We start from the raw sequence: 24,174 nt of genomic DNA on the forward strand, positions 1-24,174 counted from the left end.
CTATTTCTACGAATTAAAGACAATTGTAAAAGTGACAAAACCGCCGCCAAACGCTGTTTCATATGCTATATCATTATCAGTCCCAATAATACATGATCGCCATGGCGCCTTCACCTGTATGGGTACTGACAACGGCAGTCGTTGCTTCTATCTTTATGTCTTGATATCCTGTTAAGTCTGCAATGGCCTGGCGGACCTTATCCGCTATTTCAAGGCCATTCGCATGTACAAAACCGATGCCTCTAATCTTTTTCCCTTGAGTATCTTCTTTGAATTTCTTGATGATGAACTTCACGACCTGTGACTGGCTCCTGGCTTTGGATACAGGGTTCAGTACACCATCATCAAGAAGTGCAATCGGCTTTATGTGCAGCAATGAACCGATAAATGCAGAAACTTTGCCAATCCTTCCACCCTTAACGAGGTTATCAAGTGTTTCTATGACAATGATTAAACTTGACTGCCTTTTAATATGTTCCAATCGTTCAATTATCTCAGCTACGGATTTCCCTTCCTTCGCCATCTTCGCTGCCTCGATCACCTGAAATGACATCGCTTTTGAAATGAATTTCGAGTCAAGAACGGTAACCTTCGTTTCAGACATGCTAGCTGCGCTTTCCGCTGAGCGAACTGTACCGCTCATGCCACCTGTCATATGTATGGAAATAATCTCGCTGCCGTCTTTTCCGAGTTCATCATATACCTCCACAAAGGTACCTATAGCCGGTTGTGAGCTTTTTGGCAGTTCTTTTGACTGGTTCATCCTTTTCAGGAATTCTTCTTGTTCGATTTCAACCTTATCCAAAAAAGTCTCCCCATCTATAAAGATCGATAAAGGGACCATTGTAACATCATAAAAATCCAGTTCTTCTGGTGTCATATCTACTGTCGAGTCTGTTACTATCTTTACTTTATTCATCATTACACATCCCTAAATTAACATATCTATTGTATTATACCTATTCAAGGTAAGCATTCAAACCAAAGGTTTCTTTTTTCGACTGAAGTGATACTTATCTTTTGAATTGATTACACAAAAAAAGACCGTTCCATGAGCCAACCAAAACACATGCCGATACATTCGATATTGCCTGGCATTCGTGTCATCTCTTTTAACGGAGAAGTTAGCTATGGAACAATCCGCATTAAGCATTATTGAGTAAACTTCCAAAAAAAAGCTTGTTATAAACGGGCCATTTGAGTACGGATGCTAAATAATGCTTAAATGAGTAATTTTCTTTATGATCTTTATTGGCAAAAACCTTCTTAACAAATACTTCCAAACGCACGGTCAACATAAAAAAATTCGGATCACTAGGCAGTAAGACAGGTATTTCTGAAATGGTGACCTTATGTCCAAAACAATCTTTGAATTCCAAGCATTTGAACATCAAAATATCAATCCTCATTTTTAACCGATTGCTTACATTATACACAATAAATCCAAAAGTATAAATATTCAAATGTGTAAAAAAACAGAGAAATCAGATTAATAATCATAAAAAAAAAGACCCATAAGGGCAAAATGCCATTATGGGCTTCTTCTTATAAACCTTCCTCGTAGGTGTCTTCCCGCAAGCTTTCACGTCTCACCCTTCGTTTATAGACGACTTTAGATAAAGATATACTGATTTCGTATAATAACAGCAATGGAACCATCACCATAAAGTCCGACATAAAGTCAGGCGGCGTAATCGATATCGCTATGACAACCAGTACAAAGTATGCATACTTCCTTAATTTTTGAAGCACATAAGGATTTATTATGCCAAGGGAGGTCAAAAACATGGTAACGACAGGAAGCTCGAATAAAACAGCAAAAGGTATCGTCATATTAAATACGAATGAAAAGTACTTATCAGCTGTAAAACTGGTTATGAACATCCCATCACCCAGTTCAATCAAAAATTGAAGAATGGTCGGGAAGATGACAAAATAACCGAAAGCAAGCCCTCCGATAAAAAGCAGGAAAAGTGCTGGAATATAGGCAAGGGTCGCCCTCACTTCATTTGGCATCAAAGCGGGTTTAACGAATAACCAGATTTGCAGGGCAATTACCGGTATCGTTGCCGCAATGGCTACGACACCTGCAAGCATGAAGTAAATCCAGATAATATCACTTGGTCCCAATACCATCAGGTCAAAATCGAGATCTTTCACGAACCAATTATAAATCTCCTCAACATAAATAAAGCTGGCGATAAAAAAGATGACAAAAGCAACAGCTGTAATGATGAGCCGTTTTCTCAATTCATCGAGATGATCGATGATATTTAATTCCTTATCTTCCAAAGTTGATCACGCCTTCATCTGAAAATCCGTATCTTTGTTACAGCGTAAAGGCGCAAGACGATTCCATCTTACGCCCAGCATTCAATCATTCATGATTTTTTTGTTGTAGCTTCTTATCTTCTTCATAATCACCTTTTGTTAAATCACTTGTGGATTTTTTAAACTCACGAAGCGTTTGTCCAAATGCACGGCCAATTTCTGGAAGTTTCTTCGGACCAAAGATAATTAATGCCAAAATTAAGATGAGAATTAGACCAGGTACTCCAATGTTCGACATGGATACATCCCCTTTGGTGTTGTAATTAGACCTACTCCGATTATAATACCATTTCCAACCAATTGAAAGGGAACTGGCAATTCGTCATAGAATGGTAACAATTATCGACAGTATGCCCATATACGACTGGGCCGGCAGAATAAAATGTAAAAACATAGGTATTATTCTATCCTAATTTAACATTTTGTCCATGTTTAAATCAACAAGTGAAATAAATTACTGTCTTTATTGACCTCTACGAAAGAGAATCCTTTCTTGTTCATCCTTTGAATGAGCCCTTCATAATCATTTTTATCTTTTAGCTCAATACCAACCAGGGCCGGCCCGCTTTCTTTATTATTTTTCTTCGTATATTCAAAACGGCTTATATCATCATTCGGTCCCAACACCTCATCAAGGAATTCCCTTAAAGCGCCAGCACGTTGTGGAAAATTCACGATAAAATAATAAAGCAGCCCTTCATATAATAAGGATTTCTCTTTAATTTCCTGCATGCGCCCAATGTCGTTATTCCCTCCGCTGACCATGCAAACAACCGTTTTTCCTTTGATTTGTTCTTTATATGAATCCAACGCGGCTACAGATATAGCCCCTGCAGGTTCAGCGACAATCGCATGCTGATTATACAAATCGAGAATCGTCGTACAGATTTGGCCTGAAGGTACGACAACGATATCTTCCAGGTTTTCCTTACAAAGCTGATATGTCAACTGTCCCACACACTTGACAGCTGCTCCGTCAACGAATGTATCTATTTTTTCAAGTTCAGAAACTTTTCCTTCCTTGAAGGAGTATTCCATCGAAGCAGCACCTTGCGGCTCAACTCCAATGCATTTCGTATTTGGGGAAACCGATTTGAAATAACTCGATACTCCGGCCATTAAACCGCCGCCGCCCATAGCGGCAAATACATAATCAATTCCATCTTCACAATCGTTCAGGATTTCTACAGCCGTTGTACCCTGCCCGGCGATTACCTTTTCATCGTCAAATGGATGGATAAAGGAACGCTCTTCTTTTTCACAGCATTCCATCGCCATGGCAAATGCATCGTCGAATGTATCCCCGATTAGGATGATCTCCACATTATCCCTGCCGAATAGCTGAACTTGATCGACTTTTTGCCTTGGAGTTGTAGCAGGCATATAAATTTTCCCGTGAATGCCCAATTGGCTGCAGGAAAAAGCAACACCCTGTGCATGGTTTCCTGCACTGGCACAAACGACCCCGTTCTTCGTCTCTTCCTCGGTCAGGCTTTTCATTTTATAGTAAGCCCCTCTTAATTTAAAGGAACGTACGTGTTGTAAGTCCTCGCGTTTTAAATAAACATTACAATCATATTTTTCAGAGAGCCTCTGATTTTTTTGTAAAGGAGTATGTAAAACGATTTCTTTCAGTTCTCTATAGGCAATTAGAATATCTTCCAATTGAATCCCCCTATTCTTAGATGCAGTCTGATTCATAACAATCCCTCATTTCCTTTCTGATGAATTCAATCATTATAGCACTTTACTGTTATTAATGTAATTGATTTTTCTAAAAATTCTTTCTTTTGTTTGTTCCATACCAAAAAAATCCGATTATGGTCATTTCCCATAATCGGATTAGCACTTTATTTTTTTTGTAGAATAATAAAATCATGTGCAAATCGATTTTTTTCATCAATGCTACCTGGTTTTGAGGAGATTTCATCCCATTCATTTTCATCAATCTCGGGAAAGAAAGTATCCCCTTCGAAAGTTTCATGAATTTCCGTAATATACAGGCGGTCGGTAAAAGGAAGGATTTCCTTGAAGATTTCGGCTCCGCCAATTACGAAGACTTCCTCTTCATGGTTATCTGCGAACATTTTGATTTGTGCAATATCATGTAATACTACGCAGCCTTCCGCTTTAAATTCCTGATTGCGGGTGACGATGACATTTTCGCGGCCAGGCAGGACCCTGCCGATCGATTCAAATGTTTTTCGCCCCATGACGATTGGATGGCCCATCGTCACTTTTTTAAAGTACTGCAGATCTGCTGGTAAATGCCATGGCAGTTTATTGTTTTTACCTATCACACGATTTTGATCCATAGCCACTATCAACGATATCATATGCTAACCTCACCTTTTATATGGGGATGGGCTTCGTAATTTTCCAAAACGAAGTCCTCGAAGCTAAAATCAAAGATATTTTTCACATCTGGATTGATTTTCATGATTGGCAATGGTTTCGGGTCACGAGTCAACTGCAGTTCCACTTGTTCAAGGTGGTTAGAGTAGATGTGGACATCCCCGAAAGTATGTACAAATTCGCCAACTTCCAAATCACACACCTGGGCGATCATCATCGTTAAAAGCGCATACGAAGCTATATTAAAAGGAACACCTAAGAAGACGTCCGCAGAACGTTGGTATAGCTGACATGAAAGCTTGCCATCAGCAACATAGAATTGAAAGAAAGCATGGCAAGGCGGCAAGGCCATTTCATCCAGTTCCCCAACATTCCAAGCACTGACTATCAATCTTCTTGAATTTGGGTTGGTCTTGATTTGTTCGATCAATTCACTGATTTGATCGATTTGCCTTCCATCAGCCGTTCCCCAGGAACGCCATTGATGACCATAAATCGGGCCTAATTCCCCCTTTTCATCCGCCCATTCATTCCAGATGCGCACACTGTTTTCCTGAAGGTACCTAACGTTTGTATCACCCTTCAAAAACCATAATAGTTCATGGATAATCGCTTTTAAACTAACCTTTTTCGTTGTAAGTACAGGGAATCCATCTTTTAAATTGAATCTCATTTGATATCCAAAGGTACTGATCGTTCCTGTTCCCGTACGATCACCTTTTTGCGTTCCATTTTCGAGTACATGCTTACATAAATCTAAATATTGCTTCATGATAAACCACCTTTTCTACTTTCATTCTCCTTATTTTAACGTATTATTGCCTAATGTTTAATCTAATTGTTTAATAAAATTATAAGTCTCGGGTGCTTTTTGTCTAAGCAATTGATTTTGTTCATTGTTCACATAAAACATGGCAAACGTTTCTGCAAAGTATTCCTCAGGGTAGTTGGAAAAATACGTAATCCCAGGAAACAGCCCATCCACTTCCTTACCCCAAATCTTCAAATAATCCATGTCTTCACGGATTCCATTAAACACTATATTATCAATGGAGTGCCCCAGCTCATGCAGTTCCAAATTAACCGAGCCATGCCCGTTGCCTTTGTCACTCGCCCCGATTTTAACCAATACCGTATGTGATCCGCCCATACCAGGCACATCATCCCAAGTTGTTTCTTTATTCAAATAACCACGCGGAGTTTTCCCCTTTAATTTGGCCGCGGATTGATTTTCTGTTATATCGCCCTCGAATAGTTTGATCCTCACACCACTTTCCGCTGTTTTCACCAAAAGTGAATGAGGCAGTTTATTAATGGTTCCAGCAATTTTCAGTGCTTCCCCTTCATCGTACTCCTCTTCTGGAAATAAAAATATTCTTTGCAATTCTTTATTTCCCTTAAAAAGTTCAGCCTGTCTTAAAAGATTATCTTTGTGTAAATTCCGCCATTTTACCCCATCATCTTTCGCTAATGAATAGGAGAGCATTGAGAGTAAAAAGACAAACAATGCAAATAAGGATAACCACCATTTCTTCCTCTTCACACTCTTCTCCCCTTTCTTCATTCTTCATGTATCGTTAAGAAAATATATGTTATTTAAAATCTCTAAATCTTTCATACTATTATATTAGTATAACATATTGCCTGGATGTAAAAGTTCTATGTTTTTTTGGTAATTTTGGTTGCGTATTCATCCTGAGAAGAACCATTGATCCGCGGTTTTCATATATCAACAATATATAATCGTAAAAGGTTTAAGGTGATCGCATGGAAACCAATAATAAAAAAGCCATCTTGAATGAGCAACATGAACTTGCTGAAGAAGTCCTTGATATTTACAGTTTAAAAGTGTTTATCATTCTCGACCTTTTTCTGTTCTCCATTTTCTTTGGCATACTGCTGCATCCGCTACTGTCTTCTCTATGGCTTAACTTTTTATTGCCTTTGCTTTTTTTCACTACATTTACCGCCCTTCTTCAAATACTTGATATTTTCCATAAAAAAAGCTGACATCATTTTTGATGTCAGCTTTAGACTGCAGATGAATTCGAAGAAATAGCCTTTCACCTTCAATTTTTTCTTTGTATTAACATTTCATTTGATTTCAGAAATCCGCTCCCTTTCCGCCGACTGCCTGCCAAGCCTCCTCGACGCAAGCGCCTGTGGGGTCTCGGCTAGTCAGTTATTCGGCAGGAGTGTCGCAAATTTCTTCCATCCTTTAAGGAATACTGTAAAAAACTATGAAGATTTCTAGTTTACTTTTAAAATTTTGGTTCGGGGCGAGAGCAATTTGGAACCCCTTTTGCCGGGAAATTGATGGAACCGCAAGACTGAAGACGAATTGGAAGAAGAGCCAGTTGCCCTACAATATTTCTAAAAAAAAAGTTCCAGTGATTGGAGTGTAAGGTACGAGACTCCTGCGGGAAAAGCGTGTCTAGGGGAGACCCCGCAGGCGCAAGCCGAGGAGGCTCCCCGACCGCCCGCGGAAAGCGAGTGCCTGGAGTGGAAATCAACGCTCAAATTTTACAACCCTTCAAGAAAAAAGTTCCAGCTGATTTCAGAAATCCGCTCCCTTTCCACTGACTTCCTGCCAAAGTGCCTCGACGCAAGCGCCTGTCGGGTCTCAGCTACCCAGTTATTCGGCAGGAGTGTCGCAAATCTCTTCCATCCTTTAAGGAATACTGTAAAAAACTATGAAGATTAATCTAGTTTACTTTTAAAATTTTGGTTCGGGGCGAGAGCAATTTGGAACCCCTTTTGCCGGGAAATTGATGGAACCGCAAGACTGAAGACGAATTGGAAGAAGAGCCAGTTGCCCTACAATATTTCTAAAAAAAAGTTCCAGTGATTGGAGTGTAAGGTACGAGACTCCTGCGGGAAAAGCGTGTCTAGGGGAGACCCCGCAGGCGCAAGCCGAGGAGGCTCCCCGACCGCCCGCGGAAAGCGAGTGCCTGGAGTGGAAATCAACGCTCAAATTTACTAAACCCTCAAAAAAACGTTCCAGTTGATCGGAAGAGGTGTACGAGACTCCTGCGGGCGAAGAGCGTGATTATTTTTTAATATAATGAAGCATAGCAAGTTGACCTAATTTTTGTACTTTGGTTAATTTGAAATTTACAGTAATATCATCTCCGATATAAAGGGAGATTCCTTTCCCTAAAATAGTAGGTGCAATGGCTAGTTGGAATTCATCAATCAAATTTTCTTTGAAAAATTCACGAGCTAAGTTTCCTCCGCCAATTAACCATATATCTTTACCAGGCTTTTGTTTTATATTTTTGATGAAGGTTTTGACATCTTCATCAATAAATGAGGCATATTCATCTGATCCACTAACAGATTTAGAAAATACATAATTTTTATAATCACTATAAGGATAGTTCATATCAAATCCACGAATGACATCATAAGTTCCTTTTCCCATAACAACAGTGTCAATTCTTTCGAGGAGTGAATTGTAGCCAGAATCTCCTTCTACTTCTGTTGATTCTAACCACTCTAATGTACCATCATCATTTGCAATATAGCCATCAATCGAAGTACCAATGTATAAAATAATGTTACGCTGTTTTTTAATCAACTTACAGATCCCCCTCGGAACATAAACTTGATATTTCTTCATATAAACCATCTTGTAATCCCATTGATACTTCCTCCAGGGAAGATACTCACTTAATTTGATTCTCCTTCTTTCACTAACCTGTGGCGTTAGTTGAAGAAGAACAAGGAATTCCCATTGATTAAAACAATGAACTTTTTTATGAAAAATCGGGAAAGGACTTCGGGTTGAGACCATTCCGAAACTTTGGTGACAAAAAGCTGACATCATTTTGATGACAGCTTTTTAAATGGTACTCAGCCATGGTCCTTGACCTTTTTCCCTTTCTTCAAATGATACACGATTGTAGTGCCGAAAATCAGTAAAATAAAGGCAAAAAAGATCGCAGGCGGGATTTCGATCCCAGCAACTGCCATTAACATTTTTATAGCAATGAATCCGATAAGCACATAAGCGGCAGTTTCCAATTCCGGAACCTTATCTATCAATTTTAGAAATACTCCGGCCACTCCCCGCATCATCAAGACACCAATCATTCCGCCTGTCAAAAGGACCCAGACTTTTTCACTCACCCCGAAAGCGGCCAAGACACTATCGACTGAAAACGCTATATCCATCAATTCCACTGCCGCAACCGTTCCCCAAAAAGCACCAAATATACGGATCAGTATGCTGTTTTTACTCATTCCCTGGATATCTTCGTCGATCCCAGCTTGTTTTTTTCTTTTATCCCTAAAGTATTTAAACGAGAGCCAACCAAGGTAGGCGGCTCCAATCACCTTCACCCACCAAAGCTTTATGAGGAAAACACCGATTCCAATCGCTATAAATCTAAAAGCATAAGCACCTAACAAACCGTAAAATAATGCTTTTTTCCGTTGTTTTTCCGGAAGGTGCCTCACCATTACAGCTAATACCAGTGCGTTATCCGCTGATAGCAATCCTTCCATTAAGACGAGCGTCCCGATCAACCCCCAGCTCACAGGGTCGGATAAAACCTCCACCCACATATGCCAGTCAAAAAATTGAGCATACGTTTGCACGATGTTATTTAACAACTCTAACATGATAAAGACTCCTCTGTTCCTATAACAGCAAAATTAGAAAACCTTTTAAAATAACATTGTTCCCAGTTATGATAAAAACTTTACTTTAAGTTTAAACACAAAATAAATACGTTGCAGGACAACGTATCATTCGATGCTTATTATCGTTTCATTTAATCATACTCTTCCACTTAAATAAAATCAACGAAACCAACCACTATGAGAGCTTTTGTTTACTCGTCCACTCTGGAGGCGTATTTTTATCCCAATATATTTTCCCTATATTATAATGGGTGGCAAATGAATCATGATAGGTATGATAGTGAAAATCGAACCAATGTCCCTCCAGTGGTGGATTTTCCTGCCTGACATGGAATCTGATGATATCCTTGCCGCTGTTTGAATCATAAATATGGAATATTTTCTCGGCCCTGCCGGCACTCGGCTGCTCAGTGATGGTCAATTGCTGTAATTTTTCATCTGGAAATTGTGCAGCCATTTCTGTAATGGCTTCTTCCATTTTTGGTAATATGACCATTTTGAATTCATCGCCAATTTTTGGATTGATCTTATCGCCAAATTTCATAAATGCGTTTTCCTCTGCCTTATTCAGGATGTCCGATAAAAACTCCTCCCGGTTGAATTCCTCTTCAGGTTCAGTCGAATCCTGCGAAGGAAGATAAGCTAATCCCTCTTCCTCCACTAAGCCTTTTTTAGTATCCTTTAACGAATCGGCTTCCGCTAACCACGCCAGATCTGAAGGAGTAACAAGACCAAACGTCAAAACGGATACTAAAATGACGAGACTTTTCCTGAACCATACCGCTGCTTTCAACACACTCCCCCTCCTTTTTTGTATTGTCTTTATATTTAGTATACTTTTATTTTTTGGTAATTACGAATATATAGTTACCCATGTTTTAAAAATCAAAAAAAAGGATAAATACCTATATAACGTTTATGAACTCGAACTTTTTAATAAATTATCAATAAATTTACATTTAAATGAAGGATTTTGACGATTTTTGGAGAAATTAATTAGATTCAAGTCTTTTTAAGGAGGGGTCTTATATGGCTTCTACTGCCATGGTGGCTTTATGTCTTGTAACATTAGCATTTTTCGTATATTTATCATTTGCTGATTAAGAATAAATGAATACCTACGAAAAATCTCCTTGTCATTTTTCTACAATGACAAGGTTTTCTTTTCACTCAAACATAAGTTTACCTTTTTGGCAGATAAAAGGACTGAATAATGGAGGAATCATTTTGGAAAACAACAATGAAAAGATAAAAGATAAGGATTACAAAAGGGAAACTGCGAAAGGGAGCGCCGGAATGGTCGTTACAGCTCATCCTGTTGCAACTTCCATAGGGGAAAAAATATTACGTGAAGGTGGAAATGCTGTCGATGCGGCCGTCGCCATCCAATTTGCCCTAAATGTTGTTGAACCAATGATGACTGGTATCGGCGGAAGTGGTTTTCTTATGGTATATAATGCAAAAGATAAGGAAACGAAAATATACGACGGCCATGTAAGGGCACCTAAAGCCGCACATCGAGACATGTTTCTTGATGAAAAAGGGGAAGTCATCCCTTTTAAAGAGAGATCTATCAAAGCAACAGCGGTTGGCATTCCTGGAATACTGAAAGCTATGGATGAAGCACTCGCCGAAAATGGCAGCAAGCCATTGGCTGAACTTATCGAGCCTTCCATTGAATTTGCTGAAAAAGGAGTTCCAGTCAATTGGGTTCTATGCGATGCTCTTAAAAACTTTGAATATCGATTGGGCGATGAAGCGCGTAAGTTCTTCATACCAAACGGAAAACCCTATCAGGATGGCGATTTGCTGATTAAAGAAAAATTGGCGAATACCTATCGGATATTACAACGTGAAGGAATTTCCGCTTTTTATGAAGGTGAAATCGGGGAGGGCATCATTTCCTGCATACAAGAACTTGGAGGGTTCATGGAGCTTTCTGATCTAAAGGACTATAAAGCTACTATCGATGTACCAATGTATGGGACTTATAAGGATTATTTAATTGCTTCATCAAATGCGCCAAGTGCCGGCGGATTCACGGTCATTCAAATCCTGAAAATTTTGGAAAGCTTCCAAATCGAACAATATGACGCCCGTTCTTGGGAAAAATATTATTTAATCGCAGAAGCGATGCGTCTGGCATTTACAGATAAAAAAGCATTTCTCGCTGATCCCGAATTTGCCGAATTGCCATTGGCGGGTCTCATGCATGATGAGTATATAGCTAAACGCCGCTCATTCATTAATTTCAAGTCAAGAAATAATGCCATTGACTTCGGAAACCCTTGGATTTATGATTCCGTGCAACAAAGGGAAGTCATTCCGCAACCTAATGAAGAAGAGATCAGTGAAACGACGCACTTCACTGTCCGTGACAGATGGGGTAATATCGCAGCATGCACTTCTACAGTGGAACATCCATTCGGATCAGGCATCATGGTTTCCGACTATGGTTTCATGCTGAATAACGAACTGACTGATTTTGATTCCATTCCTGGCGGCATGAATGAAGTGCAGCCCAATAAACGCCCAGTCAGCTGTAAAAGCCCCACCATCATCTTTAAAGACGGCGAGCCGATCTTGACGTTAGGGTCACCAGGAGGACCAACCATCATCAGTTCAGTCGTACAAACGATCATTAATGTACTCGATTTAAAAATGGATTTGAAAGCAGCCATCGAAGAACCTAGAATTTTCACTCCGATGGGGCCTCATATTGAATGGGAGCCTGGAATGGATATGACTAGCAAAGGCCACTTGGAAGCAATGGGCTTCGCCTTTAATGAAGTTCCCCACTCAATAGGGAATGTCCAAGCGATTCAAATCAACCCTGATGGCTCGAACTATGGTGCAGCCGATTCAAGCCGGGAAGGCTGTGCCATGGGTCTGGACGAAACAGATTATAAATCGTGATCACTGGATGGAAATGAAGCCAAAATGGAATTTGGATGTTTTTCTTTTTAGTACCTCAAATCCAAATTCCTCAAAGCGGGAGCTGCGGTAATGGTCTTTCAACACGACTCTATTGCGCGCAACCCGCTTGGCTTCTTTCATTATTTCAACCGATAGATCCTTACCATCCGCAAAATGAGTCAGTCCCCTGATACCATTCGATTCCTGAATCGTTTCTTCAAACATGGGATCGAAATATACGACATCAAAATGATTATCCGGCAATGTTTTCAATATTTCGTAATGGTCACCCTGCCTGACCTCTATTCTTCTCATCGCAGAAATCATTTTTTCTTCTGCATCCTCCCATGTTTTCATTCCACGGTCCACGAGCAAGGCCAAATATTGATTTCCTTCCAATCCGACAACCTGTCCATGTTCACCCACTGAGAAACTTGCGACAATTGCATCAGAGCCCAATCCCAAGGTACAATCAAGCACAGCGTTCCCTTCATTTATATCTCCGGCAATGAGAAATGGATCACTCTCTCCGCGCATTATTCTTTTTATACGGATCATCGCCAGGTTCGGATGAAAAAAGAATGGTTCTTTTTCCTGGTATCGAAATAACTCCATCCGCTTTTTACCAAAAACAAGGCAATCATCTTCATTATGTTCCGCTTGGATATCTCTCACCGATCGTTTTCTTCTTGCTATAAAGGGGATTTGCAATTCTTCAGCTAACCTTTTGGCTAATATCATCGTTTCTTTATCGGCTCTTCCTACTGTTGTGACAAACATGAATCCTACCCCTTCATACTCTCTTAAAATTTGAAAAGAATGCCCTGTTTCCAGGACATTCCGCTTCATCACTTATTTACTTACTGAACGCTGCCAATAAATTTTCCATGATGGCTTCCATTGGCTGTCCTTCTATATCATGGCGAGGAATGAAATGTACAACCTCTTTGCCCTTTAAAAGAGCCATGGATGGTGAAGAAGGTTCTATTCCATCGAAGTATTCGCGCATTTTAGCTGTCGCTTCCTTATCTTGGCCTGCGAATACAGTTACCAAATGATCTGGCTTATTGTCCGCTTGGAGTACGGCTTGAGTAGCAGCTGGACGGGCTAACCCGGCAGCACAGCCGCAAACTGAATTCACGACCACAAGTGTCGTACCTTCCACCGATTCCATAAAGTTTTCAACCGCTTCAGCGGATTCCAACTCATCAAAACCTGCCTGCACCAGTTCCGCACGCATTGGTTTCACCATTTGTTTCATATATTCATCATATGCCATCGACATAAAAAAACCTCCTTGGTTACAATTCTTCAATTAGTATAATGATACTATATTCTTCAGTGCATATGCAAAAATGACGCTTAAAGCTTTGTAAAATTTCATTTTTCTTCACAAAGAAACATGGTGACAGAATCCAGTTTCCTTCTGCCACCATGTTTTAGTCTTCTTTTTAAACTTAAACTTTCATCACTCCGCCTGAGCTGGCATTCGTCACAAGTTTGGAATACCGTGCTAAATAGCCTGTCCTGACCTTTGACTCGAAGCCTTTCCAATTGGCTTTGCGTTTTTCGAATTCTTCATCGGAAATTTCCAATTGGATTTTACGATTATTCAAATCCAATTCGATGATATCTCCATCTTCAACAAAGGCAATCGGGCCTCCCTCAGCTGCTTCGGGGGATATATGACCAATGCTGATGCCTCGGGATGCTCCTGAAAAGCGGCCATCAGTGATCAAACCGACTTTCGCTCCAAGTCCCCTCCCGACGATTTGGGAAGTGGGTGCCAACATTTCCGGCATTCCCGGCCCACCTTTAGGCCCTTCGTAACGAATGACCACTACATCCCCTTCTTTAACCTTTCCGGTAATGATTCCGGAAAGTGCATCTTCCTGGGAATCGAAACAAATGGCTGGACCCCTGTGATAGCCACCAACTGATGCGTCAACGGCGCCCACTTTTACGATGGAGCCTTGAGGAGCAAGGTTACCGAACAATACCGCAAGCCCGCCACGCTCAGAATGCGGATTATCCAATGGATGGATTACATCCTTGTCCAATATTTCACAACCGGCAACATTTTCGCGCAGCGTTTTACCTGAGACAGAAAGGCAATCTCCATTAAACGCACCTGGTTTTTTAAGTAACTCATTAATGACGGCACTTACACCACCGGCATTATGTACATCTTCAATATGGTAATCGGATGCCGGTGCAATTTTCGCTAGATGCGGTACGCGGTTAGCTATTTCATTTATGCGTTCCATCGGATATTCAAAACCTGCTTCATGTGCCAATGCAAGCGTATGAAGCACGGTGTTCGTCGAACCGCCCATCGCCATATCCAAGGCAAATGCGTTATCAATTGCATCAATCGTCACGATATCACGAGGCTTGATATCCTGTTTGATTATCTCCATCAACTGTTTAGCGGATTTCTTAACGAATTCCTTACGTTCTTCGGCTACCGCCAAAATCGTACCATTTCCCGGTAGCGCAAGTCCCAATCCTTCAGCCAGGCAGTTCATGGAGTTTGCTGTGAACATTCCTGAACAAGAACCGCAAGTAGGGCATGCAACTTGCTCGATCTCCTGCAAATCCTCTTCATTGATATTACCTGCTTGATAAGCACCCACCCCTTCAAAAACGGATGTTAATGAAAGAGATTTACCATTTTTATCTTTACCTGCTTTCATGGGTCCGCCGCTTACGAATATTGTAGGAATATTGACACGAAGTGCTCCCATCATCATTCCCGGCGTTATCTTGTCACAGTTTGGAATGCACACCATACCGTCAAACCAATGTGCCGATACAACAGTTTCCACGGAATCTGCGATGATTTCACGGCTTGGCAAGGAATAGCGCATACCAATATGACCCATTGCAATTCCATCGTCTACCCCGATTGTATTAAATTCGAAAGGAACACCGCCCGCTTCGCGAATCGCTTCCTTCACTATTTTTCCGAATTCCTGAAGGTGTACATGACCTGGAACGATATCGATGTATGAATTACAAACCGCGATGAACGGTTTACCGAAATCTTCTTCTTTAACCCCTGCTGCCCGCAACAGACTTCTATGTGGAGCTCGATCGACCCCTTTTGTAATCATGTCACTTCTCATATTTGATGTAGACATTTGTTGTACCCCCAATTTCCGCTAAATGTTTAATGATTCAGAATAATATAATTTTTAGTATACTCTAAAAATTCTAACATATTTATAGACAAATGCAACCATTCTTCACTAAATATCTACAAAAATCATTTTACTAAAATAATAGAGTTCCAATTTATAGATTCGATCTCAGGTGAACCCCTTTCAAACGATTGGAAATGATCCTAAAAAAATAAAAAGGCATGCGGATTATATCAGCCGCATGCCTTTTTCCTGGGTCATTTCAAATCACTTGTCATTCGCTTGTCTTGATTCTGTCATTTGCTTCCAAACCGAACCTTTTGCTTCTTCGCCATTTTCTATACGGTCTATGGCCATCTTGACCTGCAGGGCCACTTCGAATTCAGGATCCTGTTCCGCTTGTTTAAGATAAGGGAGGGTCGTTTCATTTCCCACTTCGTATAAAAACATCGCGGCCCGCCATCTAACCAATTTATTTTTATCCGAAAGTGATTGAGACATTTCTCCCATCGCTTCTTCAAAGCCAAGATCTGATAAACAATCACCAGCCGTACGTCTTACGGCCGCGCTTTTATCTTTCAAGGCTTTATACAAGCTCGGAAGCACTTTTCTATCTTCAATCATACCCAAGTATACTACCGCGAGCCTTCGAATGGAGACTTTACTGTCGGAGAGTGCCATATCCAATACTGGAATATCATCAACCGTAGGATCTTCCATTTGTTCTAAAGCCTGATAACGCTTTTCCCAGCTTTCATCATTCAGCATTTCTGCAGTCAGTTTAATTTTTGGACGTTTCAAAATGGCTTCCTTCGTATCCACCATTTCTTTTGCGGCTGCAACTAGCCGATTAATTCGATCTTCCGGATAAGCTGCGATCAGTTCATCCGATACTTCCTTCACGATATCTTCCATATCACCATATCTTACGCCATAATCCTTCCATTTTCGAAGCAGGACTACATTATCATCTTCTTTTTGGGCAGCGGCAATGCCCTTTATGAAATATTCCGGTAAGGCAAAACGTTTTTCGTGTTGACTATCACTTGCTTTAATTTGCATCGGAATGCCCTTGAATTGTTGAATGGCAACAGTTACTTCACCGTAATGTTCATTTAATGCCGCTTTTTGATTTTGTTCCTCGGTTTTTTCACCAAAGACCTGACGGATTTGGACCAAGATATCTTTCCAATCATATTTCGCGTTTCGCTCAACGGCTAAGAAGTCCGCAACATGATATACCCCTTTCACTCCCTCGATCGTAAATAAATCCCTTATCAGCTTGGGTGCTTGGTCAGCTTGATCCTTCTTATAATTATTGCTTTTACCAGCTAATAGCTCTTCTGTTAAATTGATTTTCATTGTATTCGGACTAGGTGTAGGTTCTATCGACTTAATTTTCAATGCATTTCTCTCCTTTTACAAGACGTTTCCATGTACTAGATATTATCACATCGTCATCAGATTCTCATGCAATTGAGATTGGCAAAAAAAAAGACTGATCCAAGTTTACTTCCTTGGACCAGTCACCACGCTCATTCTTCTTCCAATTTTTCCGCTAAATACGCCCATCTTTCCATCAAATGGTCTAATTTATCCGTTAGTTCCTTTTCTTCTTCAAGAAGCAGGCGGACTTTTTCAAAATCGCTTCCCGCTGCTGACATTTCTGATGTAATGTCTTTCAATCGCTGCTCGGCCCGCTCCATGTTCCCTTCTATCTCTTCCCATTCCTTACTTTCCGCATAGGTTAGTTTTTTCTTTTTCTTTTCGGTCCGGTTCATCTGTGGCTCTGGTGCTTTTACTGGCACAGCCTCTTCCGTCTTGTCTTCCAAGAACTCTGAATATGAGCCGTAATAGAAGTCAATGTCACCTTTATTCTTGAAAACAAGAAGCTGGTGGCACGTTTTATCCAAGAAATACCTATCATGTGATACAGTAATGACTACCCCTGAAAATGTTTCTAAATAATCCTCAAGAACGGTCAAGGTCTGCGTGTCCAAATCATTCGTCGGTTCATCCAAAAGCAGGACATTAGGTGCCGACATCAATATGTTAAGGAGATATAATCGCCTTTTCTCCCCACCGGACAGCTTACGAATTGGCGTCCCATGCGATCCCATTGGAAATAAGAACCTTTCAAGCATCTGCGCAGCCGATATGAAACTACCATCTTTAAGTGCGATTGAATCCGCCGTTTCCCGAATATACTCTATCATGCGCAAATTCTCATCCATATCGACGCTTTCTTGCGTATAGTATCCTATTTTCACGGTTTGCCCTTTTTCCAGGTTTCCTTCATCTATGGATTCCCTACCTGCCAGGATATTCAACAAGGTTGACTTTCCGCTGCCATTATTACCGACGATCCCAATTCGATCACCTGGTTTGAAGAGGAAGGAAAAATGGTTGATGATGGTTCGATCACCGAAGGATTTAGATACATCCTGCATCTCAAGTACTTTTTTCCCAAGACGGGCACCGCTTAATTCCATTTCCAGGCTCTCGGTTTTCTGCTTATCCTTTACACCTGATTCCAATGTTTCGAAGCGTTGGATCCTGGCCTTTTGTTTCGTTGTCCGGGCCTTTGCACCTTTACGGATCCAGGCCAGTTCTTTTTTGAATAGACTTTCCTTTTTCGTTCTTTCAGCCGATTCATTCTCTTCACGAATGGCCTTTGATTCTAAATAATCCGCATAGTTTCCTTTGTATTCGAAAAGCTGGGTCTGGGCAATTTCCCAAATCTTATTGGAAACACGATCAAGGAAATATCGATCATGGGTTACAAATAAAACGGATTTTTGATATTTACCTAAATATTCTTCAAGCCAAGTGATGCTTTCAAAATCGAGATGGTTCGTAGGCTCATCCAAAATCAATAAATCAGGGGTCTCAATCAAGGTTTTTGCAAGGGCCGCACGTTTTTTTTGGCCGCCTGACAGTTCCCCCAGTCTCCTTGAATGATCAGGAAGACCAAGCTTGGTCAGTATCGTTCTGGCATTGGCACTTGTATCCCAGGCGCCTAGCGTGTCCATATCCTGCTGCTGTTTTAACAAACGGTCCTGTATTGCGCTATTCTGCGGGTCTACTTGAAGTTGAATGAGCGTCTTTTCATACTCTTTAATCAACGAAAATACAGGAGTTGAACTTTCATACATATATTCCATGATCGTCAATTTCTCATCAAAATGCGGATCTTGGGACAGATAGGAAATCGTATAATCATTCGGATGATCCTTCGTTCCTAAATCACTGTCTTCCAGCCCTGCGATGATATTCAATAATGTCGATTTACCGGTACCGTTTATCCCAACGATCCCGATTTTTTCCCCTTCGGTAATGGAAAAAGAGACATCTTTAAAAAGCAGCTTTTCCCCTTGGGTTTTCATTACATGTTCCATGCTAAAAACTTTCATAATCGTACATCCCATTCCTTATTAAATTCCTCTAAAAATCCTACCATATATTCATGCCTTTCACTAGCAATCTTCTTGGCTGTACAAGTATTAAGCATATCTTGCAAGTGCAATAATTTTTCATGAAAGTGATGAATGGAAGAGCTTTTGCCATTCCTGTATTCCTTCTTGGTCATGTTTTCCCTAATGGGCAATGAAGGATCATACATAAGCTGTCCCTTCTTTCCGCCAAATGCAAATGTCCTGGCTATGCCTATGGCACCAATAGCATCCAAGCGGTCCGCATCCTGAACAATTTCAGCCTCTATCGAAGGCAGCCTCAACTGCCCTGCACTAAATGAAATTGTATTGATGATCTGTTTAATGGCATCAACACTATCAATATCCAACTTTATTTCATCAAACCAAGCATCTAGCTTTTTCCAGCCCCCATCGGCTTCCTGGTTTAGTTTATCATCAGGGATATCATGAAGCAGAGCCGCCATTTCAATGATGAACTCATTTCCTTCTCGTTCTTCTTTTGCAATATGTAAAGCCAGCTTACGAACACGATCGATATGGAACCAATCATGGCCGCTGGCATCAGAATTCAATTGGTCATATACATACTTCTCCGTTAACTCAATCATCGTTTGTTTCATTTCACCACTCCATGTCCTTTCTATTTTACCATGGTTCTCAATAATGGTGTGCTTTAATCTTCATTGAACCAACTGAGCCCAATCGTCTGTTCACCGGTATGCACCCCGATGGCGCTCCCCAGTGGGGATACATGGGTCAACACATGAGGGAATTCTTCGGAAATCCTCTTTTTCCATTTTTGTGCCTGCTCCGACACTCCACCATATAATATGGTGCATTCTTTTACTTTTCCCGCTTCGACTGATCTGTGAAAATCAGTGAAGATCTGTTTTTCCGCTTTTTTAAGGTTCCGAGGTTTAGATTTAGTATGGAGCACACCATTTTCGATTGAAATGATGGGTTTAAAGCTCAATAGGCTTCCTAGAATATACTGTGCGTTTGTTAACCTGCCGCTGCGATGCAGCTGATCTAAAGAGCCTATCATTACATAGGTCTCATGGTTATCCGCATACATTCTCGTTTTGACGAATGCTTCATTGATGGAATCGCCATTCTCAATATAATGCATGAGCCGTTTCAAGATTAATAGCATTGGAAAGGAGATAAGTAAAGTATCAAAAACGTCAACAGGGATCGTAACCATTTGTGCAGCTTGCCTGCTCGCAGAAACCGTCCCGCTCAATTCACTGGAAAGATGTACGGCTATGATTCGATCATAGCGTTTTTCAAGCTCCTTATATAATGCCTGGAATCGGCCGACCGAGGGCTGTGACGTGGTGGCTGTGATTTTTTCCTCACCCATCCGCCGGTATAATTCCTCAGGTAATAGGTCGACGCCATCTTCATATTCCTTCCCATCGATGATGACGACCATCGGAACGACGTATACATGTTCATTCAATGATAATTCTTCATCTAAAGTTCCCGTACTATCTGTTACCCATGCAATTCGTTCCATGGTTTCCCCCCTCATTTGTGTCTTCTATTATATTCAATATCCCAACCATCTGTCCCCTTTTAAAAACGGATGCATGCAATAAATATCTTCCCTCAAAAAAAGAGCCCAACTGAAACTTTCCGTTGGACTCGATTTCATACTTCATATTAATTTTTTTATATCTTCTTCCATTTCCAGAGGTTTTGTTTTAGGTGCAAACCGGCTGACGATATTTCCATTACGATCAATCAAGAACTTTGTAAAATTCCATTTTATCGATTTGGACCCCATCACTCCAGGAGCATTTTCAGTCAGATAGCTGAATAAGGGGTGGGCTTCCTTTCCTTTGACATTCACTTTTGCGAACATCGGGAATGTTACACCATGATTCAATTTGCAGTATGAATCGATTTCCAGATCATCACCAGGCTCCTGATTCAAAAACTGATTACACGGAAAACCAAGCACGACTACCCCATCCTCTTTATATTGCACATACAGACTTTGCAAATCATCATACTGTGGCGAAAAACCGCATTTGCTTGCGGTATTCACTATAATCATCACTTTCCCTTTATATTCCTCAAGCGAGATGGTTTCGCCATTGATTTTATTGACTTCAAATTCGTAAATGGACATGTATGATCTCTCCCTTTAGTATGATGATTCATTTTACCGTATTTAAAGGTAGGTTTACCAACTTTAATCCTTTTCCTATCATCCCGGAATCTTCACTGCTTGTATGGATTGAATCAAATACTCTACCATGTCTTCCAAATCATCCATTTGCTCTTCTCTTACAAGCCTTCCAAATGAAATTTTATATAGAGAAGAAGTAATGGTTTGCTTTTTTTTACTGACCGTTTCACTGGTCGTCACTGAAATGATTCTCTGATCTCCCCAAATTTTTTCCAGATCATTCAACAATTGTTCAGCATTCACTTCATCAAGCTTTTTAGGAAAAGAAATGAATATATTGACCGTGCAGCCTGAATGCGTATCATCAATAGCTGCATCGAGTAACTCCGAACTTAGGTTATGTAGGGAAGCGTGTAGCTCAATGGCACCGCTAATCGAAATGGGCGCGATTGGGTTTTTCAATTCCATCTCGATCTTATATGATCTGGACATGGTTGAGAGATTCACTATATCATCTCGGTTTATGACCAATATATCCCCAATGAAGTCACGATCGTAAACCGCTCCTTCCAATACCACCTTCATGTTTTCAAATGCTGTAGGATCAAACAATCTCCAAACACCTCTCCAACTTCATAGTTAATGTTTTCCGATCTTCCCATTTTACCATTCCCAGGCCATTTCCTTCGGGATTTACAAGAAATTATTAAAATAGCTTTTCTATTCAATAATTTTCTATATAATTAAAATATTATGATTTTTGAAGAAGGAGGCTAATCATGCCAATCAGAATTCCGGAACAACTGCCAGCAAGGGAAATTTTAGAACAGGAAAATATCTTCGTAATGGATGAGGAAAGAGCTACCAATCAGGAAATCCGTCCATTGAATATATTAATTTTAAACCTAATGCCAGAGAAAGAAAAAACGGAGGCCCAGTTACTACGCTTTCTTGGCAATACCCCCATTCAAGTAAATATATCATTCCTGCGCTTAAGCACACATGAATCAAAGAACACAAGTAAATTTCATTTAGATCAATTTTACAAATCATTCAATGATATTCGCACGAAGAAATATGACGGCTTGATCATTACAGGCGCTCCAGTGGAAAAGCTGGAATTTTCAGACGTTAATTATTGGGAAGAACTCCAGAGCATCATGAACTGGTCAAGTGAAAATGTCACATCCACCCTACATATCTGTTGGGGGGCACAAGCTGCCCTGTACCATCATTATGGAATAGGCAAATACGAACTTCCAGAGAAATGCTTCGGGGTATACACTCATGAGGTCCTTGAACCGAATGAAAATCTAGTCCGCGGATTCGATGATTATTTTATGGCCCCTCATTCACGCTATACGGATATTGACTATCAAAAATTAGTTAACCATCCTGAATTGAAGGTTCTCGCACAGTCCGATCAAGCTGGTGTATTGATGGCTGCTTCAGTTGATGGAAAAAGAATTATGGTTACCGGCCATTTCGAGTATGATGCCGATACCCTTGGTGAAGAATACAAGCGCGATAGGGAACGCGGGATCAATACGCAACTCCCTGAAAATTACTTTCCTGATAACGATCCGACCAGGATACCTCTTCACCGCTGGAAGAGCCATTGCAGCCTGATGTTCTCGAATTGGCTGAATTATTATGTCTACCAATCAACCCCTTATGAGTGGGATTGAAAGGGTAAGAAAAAAGAAGCTTTCACTTTGAAATGAATCGCTTTTTCATTGCAGACACATCCGATCATCATGGGAAACAACCTGAGTAGCTGACTCAGGTTGTTTGTTTCATGATTCCTTATTACCGAAATATACCTCTTCAAAAGGTTGGACGACCACAAATCCTTGTCCTTCGAATTTCATTTGAACGGATTCGCCGCTTCCCCTTCCAAAAAACGACTTCAATGAAACATCCGTTACGAATTCAGGCTGCAATTCCCCTGACCAAGCTACTGTGGCATTCGGGTCCGTATAAACCGGATTCCCAGGTTCCACCATTAAAGTAAGAGGCTCATAATGGGAAGTGAATGCGACCATGCCTCTCCCCTCGAGCCTTACGTTGAACAATCCGCCTGCCAATAACCCGGCAATGCGCCGCATCATTTTTATATCCCATTGAATCCCCGGCTCAAATGCGAGTAAATCATTTCCGTTAACACAGATCGATTCACCATTTAACTGTAAAATGGAAATCTTCTTCCCTTGATCCGCGACGTATAGCTTGCCGCTTCCGGTCGCTTTCATCAAGGATGCACCCTCACCGGTTAAGGCTTTTTTAAAGAGTTTACCAAGACCATGCTCCAAAATACCTTCCCGCTCAAATTTAATGTTGCCGCGATAAGAAACCATCGTTCCCATTTTTGCCCAAATCTGTTTTTCCAAATTAATCTCCAGAATTCGTTCCGTTTCAAGTTCAAATAGACCTTGCCCTTTATCCTGCTGTTTCGTCTTTTCAACGAATTGATCGATTTGATACTTCTCCATCACTGCCCCACCTCTTTTTGCAGGAGGAAAAGCCACATGAACGATACAGCTTGCTTTAATTCCTTTGAAAAATGTCCGAGCTTTGTATAGTCCACCCCTCTCTTTGCCACGCCGGTATCAGCCACTGCCTTCCATCCCGTTTCTAAAGCCATTTTTTCAAATTCCCACGGCTGCATGGTATTCATGATGACTTTATCTCCTAATAACCGGTGGAAACTGAATTTTTTTCGCGGCTCAGCTGTTGGACCAAGTATTCCAAAACAGACATAACCTCCAGGCTTTATTACCCGTTGAATTTCCTTCAACACCGTTAAGGGTTCACCCGTATATTCCAAAGAATTAATGACCATTGCCGCATCCATTTCTTCATCTTCGAAGGGAAGGTTATAGAAATCCCCTTGCAGGAAAGAAAGTCCTGGTTGTTGAGCGGTTTTCCCCTTTGCAAATTCAATCATCACATTGGATAAATCAACTCCAGTTACTTTAAATCCCGCTTCGGCCAATTTCAAGGAACCAACTCCATCTCCACAGCCTATGTCAGCCACCTTCACTCCCGAAGGTACATATTCAGAAAAGAAGGGAATGATGTTTTTCCGGCTCCCCGTTTCCCACATTTCTTGCGAATTCTTCGCCCACATAGGTGCAAAAACATCCCATTCCTTTTCCGACTCTTTATGCCATGTATGTATATTCATAAGAAATTCACCCTCCCATATACC

Annotated in this window: 25 protein-coding genes; 3 read left to right on the forward strand and 22 right to left on the reverse strand. The window is 40.8% G+C overall.

The features are described from left to right. Window positions 1–76 precede the first annotated feature (76 nt). The 8 genes from MKX49_RS13220 to MKX49_RS13255 form a co-directional block, all read right to left on the reverse strand. On the reverse strand, window positions 77–919 hold the full coding sequence (locus MKX49_RS13220; RefSeq protein ID WP_340876703.1) for a DegV family protein: 843 nt from the start codon (window positions 917–919) through the stop codon (window positions 77–79). Between the two features lie 226 nt (window positions 920–1,145). Next, window positions 1,146–1,409: a DUF2535 family protein gene (locus MKX49_RS13225; protein ID WP_306804680.1), complete on the reverse strand. Its 264-nt coding sequence runs from the start codon at window positions 1,407–1,409 to the stop codon at window positions 1,146–1,148. A 136-nt stretch (window positions 1,410–1,545) separates the two neighbouring features. After that, on the reverse strand, window positions 1,546–2,292 hold the full coding sequence (gene tatC / locus MKX49_RS13230) for a twin-arginine translocase subunit TatC (RefSeq protein WP_034307555.1): 747 nt from the start codon (window positions 2,290–2,292) through the stop codon (window positions 1,546–1,548). Window positions 2,293–2,377: 85 nt separating this feature from the next. Continuing rightward, entirely contained in the window at window positions 2,378–2,569 is a 192-nt protein-coding gene (gene tatA / locus MKX49_RS13235) for a twin-arginine translocase TatA/TatE family subunit (protein ID WP_034307557.1), read from the reverse strand. Between the two features lie 194 nt (window positions 2,570–2,763). Next, window positions 2,764–4,032 carry a threonine ammonia-lyase IlvA gene (gene ilvA, locus MKX49_RS13240; RefSeq protein WP_034307560.1) on the reverse strand — a complete coding sequence of 423 codons (1,269 nt, stop codon included), beginning with the start codon at window positions 4,030–4,032 and terminating at the stop codon, window positions 2,764–2,766. A 149-nt stretch (window positions 4,033–4,181) separates the two neighbouring features. Further along, entirely contained in the window at window positions 4,182–4,667 is a 486-nt protein-coding gene (locus tag MKX49_RS13245) for a dihydrofolate reductase (RefSeq protein WP_048686770.1), read from the reverse strand. Next, a complete protein-coding gene (locus MKX49_RS13250) occupies window positions 4,664–5,458 on the reverse strand; it encodes a thymidylate synthase (RefSeq protein WP_340876706.1) in 795 nt (264 codons plus the stop codon). Before MKX49_RS13250 ends, MKX49_RS13245 begins: the two co-directional genes overlap by 4 nt. 57 nt (window positions 5,459–5,515) lie before the next feature. Beyond that, window positions 5,516–6,229: an anthrax toxin lethal factor-related metalloendopeptidase gene (locus MKX49_RS13255; protein WP_340876707.1), complete on the reverse strand. Its 714-nt coding sequence runs from the start codon at window positions 6,227–6,229 to the stop codon at window positions 5,516–5,518. 224 nt (window positions 6,230–6,453) lie between these two features. Between MKX49_RS13255 and MKX49_RS13260 the strand changes: the two genes are divergently transcribed. Further along, entirely contained in the window at window positions 6,454–6,696 is a 243-nt protein-coding gene (locus MKX49_RS13260; RefSeq protein ID WP_048686776.1) for a hypothetical protein, read from the forward strand. Between the two features lie 1,039 nt (window positions 6,697–7,735). Here the strand turns inward: MKX49_RS13260 and MKX49_RS13265 are convergent. From MKX49_RS13265 to MKX49_RS13275, 3 genes are all read right to left on the reverse strand, one after another. Beyond that, entirely contained in the window at window positions 7,736–8,266 is a 531-nt protein-coding gene (locus MKX49_RS13265; protein WP_340876708.1) for a dihydrofolate reductase family protein, read from the reverse strand. A 275-nt stretch (window positions 8,267–8,541) separates the two neighbouring features. Then, the gene (locus MKX49_RS13270; RefSeq protein WP_340876709.1) at window positions 8,542–9,312 is read right to left on the reverse strand and encodes a TerC family protein; all 771 of its coding nucleotides are present in this window, start codon (window positions 9,310–9,312) and stop codon (window positions 8,542–8,544) included. 196 nt (window positions 9,313–9,508) lie between these two features. After that, the gene (locus MKX49_RS13275; protein WP_340876710.1) at window positions 9,509–10,126 is read right to left on the reverse strand and encodes a YpjP family protein; all 618 of its coding nucleotides are present in this window, start codon (window positions 10,124–10,126) and stop codon (window positions 9,509–9,511) included. 434 nt (window positions 10,127–10,560) lie between these two features. Between MKX49_RS13275 and ggt the strand changes: the two genes are divergently transcribed. Continuing rightward, window positions 10,561–12,249: a gamma-glutamyltransferase gene (gene ggt, locus MKX49_RS13280; RefSeq protein WP_258831230.1), complete on the forward strand. Its 1,689-nt coding sequence runs from the start codon at window positions 10,561–10,563 to the stop codon at window positions 12,247–12,249. On the opposite strand, the gene MKX49_RS13285 is transcribed toward ggt, so the two are convergent. The 9 genes from MKX49_RS13285 to MKX49_RS13325 form a co-directional block, all read right to left on the reverse strand. Then, window positions 12,250–13,029 carry a class I SAM-dependent methyltransferase gene (locus MKX49_RS13285; RefSeq protein ID WP_340876711.1) on the reverse strand — a complete coding sequence of 260 codons (780 nt, stop codon included), beginning with the start codon at window positions 13,027–13,029 and terminating at the stop codon, window positions 12,250–12,252. 76 nt (window positions 13,030–13,105) lie between these two features. After that, window positions 13,106–13,534, reverse strand: coding sequence for a BrxA/BrxB family bacilliredoxin (locus tag MKX49_RS13290; protein ID WP_057277313.1), 429 nt, complete (start codon window positions 13,532–13,534; stop codon window positions 13,106–13,108). Between the two features lie 172 nt (window positions 13,535–13,706). Next, window positions 13,707–15,377 (reverse strand): dihydroxy-acid dehydratase, encoded by a 1,671-nt coding sequence (gene ilvD / locus MKX49_RS13295; protein WP_034311212.1) that lies wholly within the window; start codon window positions 15,375–15,377, stop codon window positions 13,707–13,709. A gap of 282 nt (window positions 15,378–15,659) precedes the next feature. Beyond that, window positions 15,660–16,796 carry a conserved virulence factor C family protein gene (locus MKX49_RS13300; protein WP_340876713.1) on the reverse strand — a complete coding sequence of 379 codons (1,137 nt, stop codon included), beginning with the start codon at window positions 16,794–16,796 and terminating at the stop codon, window positions 15,660–15,662. Between the two features lie 131 nt (window positions 16,797–16,927). Beyond that, on the reverse strand, window positions 16,928–18,805 hold the full coding sequence (locus MKX49_RS13305; RefSeq protein ID WP_340876714.1) for an ABC-F family ATP-binding cassette domain-containing protein: 1,878 nt from the start codon (window positions 18,803–18,805) through the stop codon (window positions 16,928–16,930). Then, entirely contained in the window at window positions 18,802–19,446 is a 645-nt protein-coding gene (locus tag MKX49_RS13310; RefSeq protein WP_340876715.1) for an HD domain-containing protein, read from the reverse strand. The genes MKX49_RS13305 and MKX49_RS13310 overlap by 4 nt, the downstream gene beginning before the upstream one ends. A 53-nt stretch (window positions 19,447–19,499) precedes the next feature. Further along, window positions 19,500–20,345: a DegV family protein gene (locus MKX49_RS13315; protein WP_323597569.1), complete on the reverse strand. Its 846-nt coding sequence runs from the start codon at window positions 20,343–20,345 to the stop codon at window positions 19,500–19,502. Between the two features lie 141 nt (window positions 20,346–20,486). Next, window positions 20,487–20,963: a glutathione peroxidase gene (locus MKX49_RS13320; RefSeq protein ID WP_034307586.1), complete on the reverse strand. Its 477-nt coding sequence runs from the start codon at window positions 20,961–20,963 to the stop codon at window positions 20,487–20,489. 78 nt (window positions 20,964–21,041) lie between these two features. After that, a complete protein-coding gene (locus tag MKX49_RS13325; RefSeq protein WP_323597572.1) occupies window positions 21,042–21,575 on the reverse strand; it encodes a hypothetical protein in 534 nt (177 codons plus the stop codon). A 167-nt stretch (window positions 21,576–21,742) separates the two neighbouring features. On the opposite strand from MKX49_RS13325, the gene metA reads away from it, so the two are divergent. Further along, on the forward strand, window positions 21,743–22,651 hold the full coding sequence (gene metA, locus MKX49_RS13330) for a homoserine O-acetyltransferase MetA (RefSeq protein ID WP_034307589.1): 909 nt from the start codon (window positions 21,743–21,745) through the stop codon (window positions 22,649–22,651). A gap of 108 nt (window positions 22,652–22,759) precedes the next feature. On the opposite strand, the gene MKX49_RS13335 is transcribed toward metA, so the two are convergent. Together MKX49_RS13335 and MKX49_RS13340 are read right to left on the reverse strand one after the other, a co-directional pair. Then, a complete protein-coding gene (locus MKX49_RS13335; RefSeq protein ID WP_063593900.1) occupies window positions 22,760–23,455 on the reverse strand; it encodes an AIM24 family protein in 696 nt (231 codons plus the stop codon). Then, window positions 23,455–24,150 carry a class I SAM-dependent methyltransferase gene (locus MKX49_RS13340; protein WP_340876716.1) on the reverse strand — a complete coding sequence of 232 codons (696 nt, stop codon included), beginning with the start codon at window positions 24,148–24,150 and terminating at the stop codon, window positions 23,455–23,457. The genes MKX49_RS13335 and MKX49_RS13340 overlap by 1 nt, the downstream gene beginning before the upstream one ends. Window positions 24,151–24,174 lie beyond the last annotated feature (24 nt).

It is taken from the genome of Peribacillus sp. FSL M8-0224 (genome assembly GCF_038003055.1).
GTDB lineage: Bacteria > Bacillota > Bacilli > Bacillales > DSM-1321 > Peribacillus > Peribacillus frigoritolerans.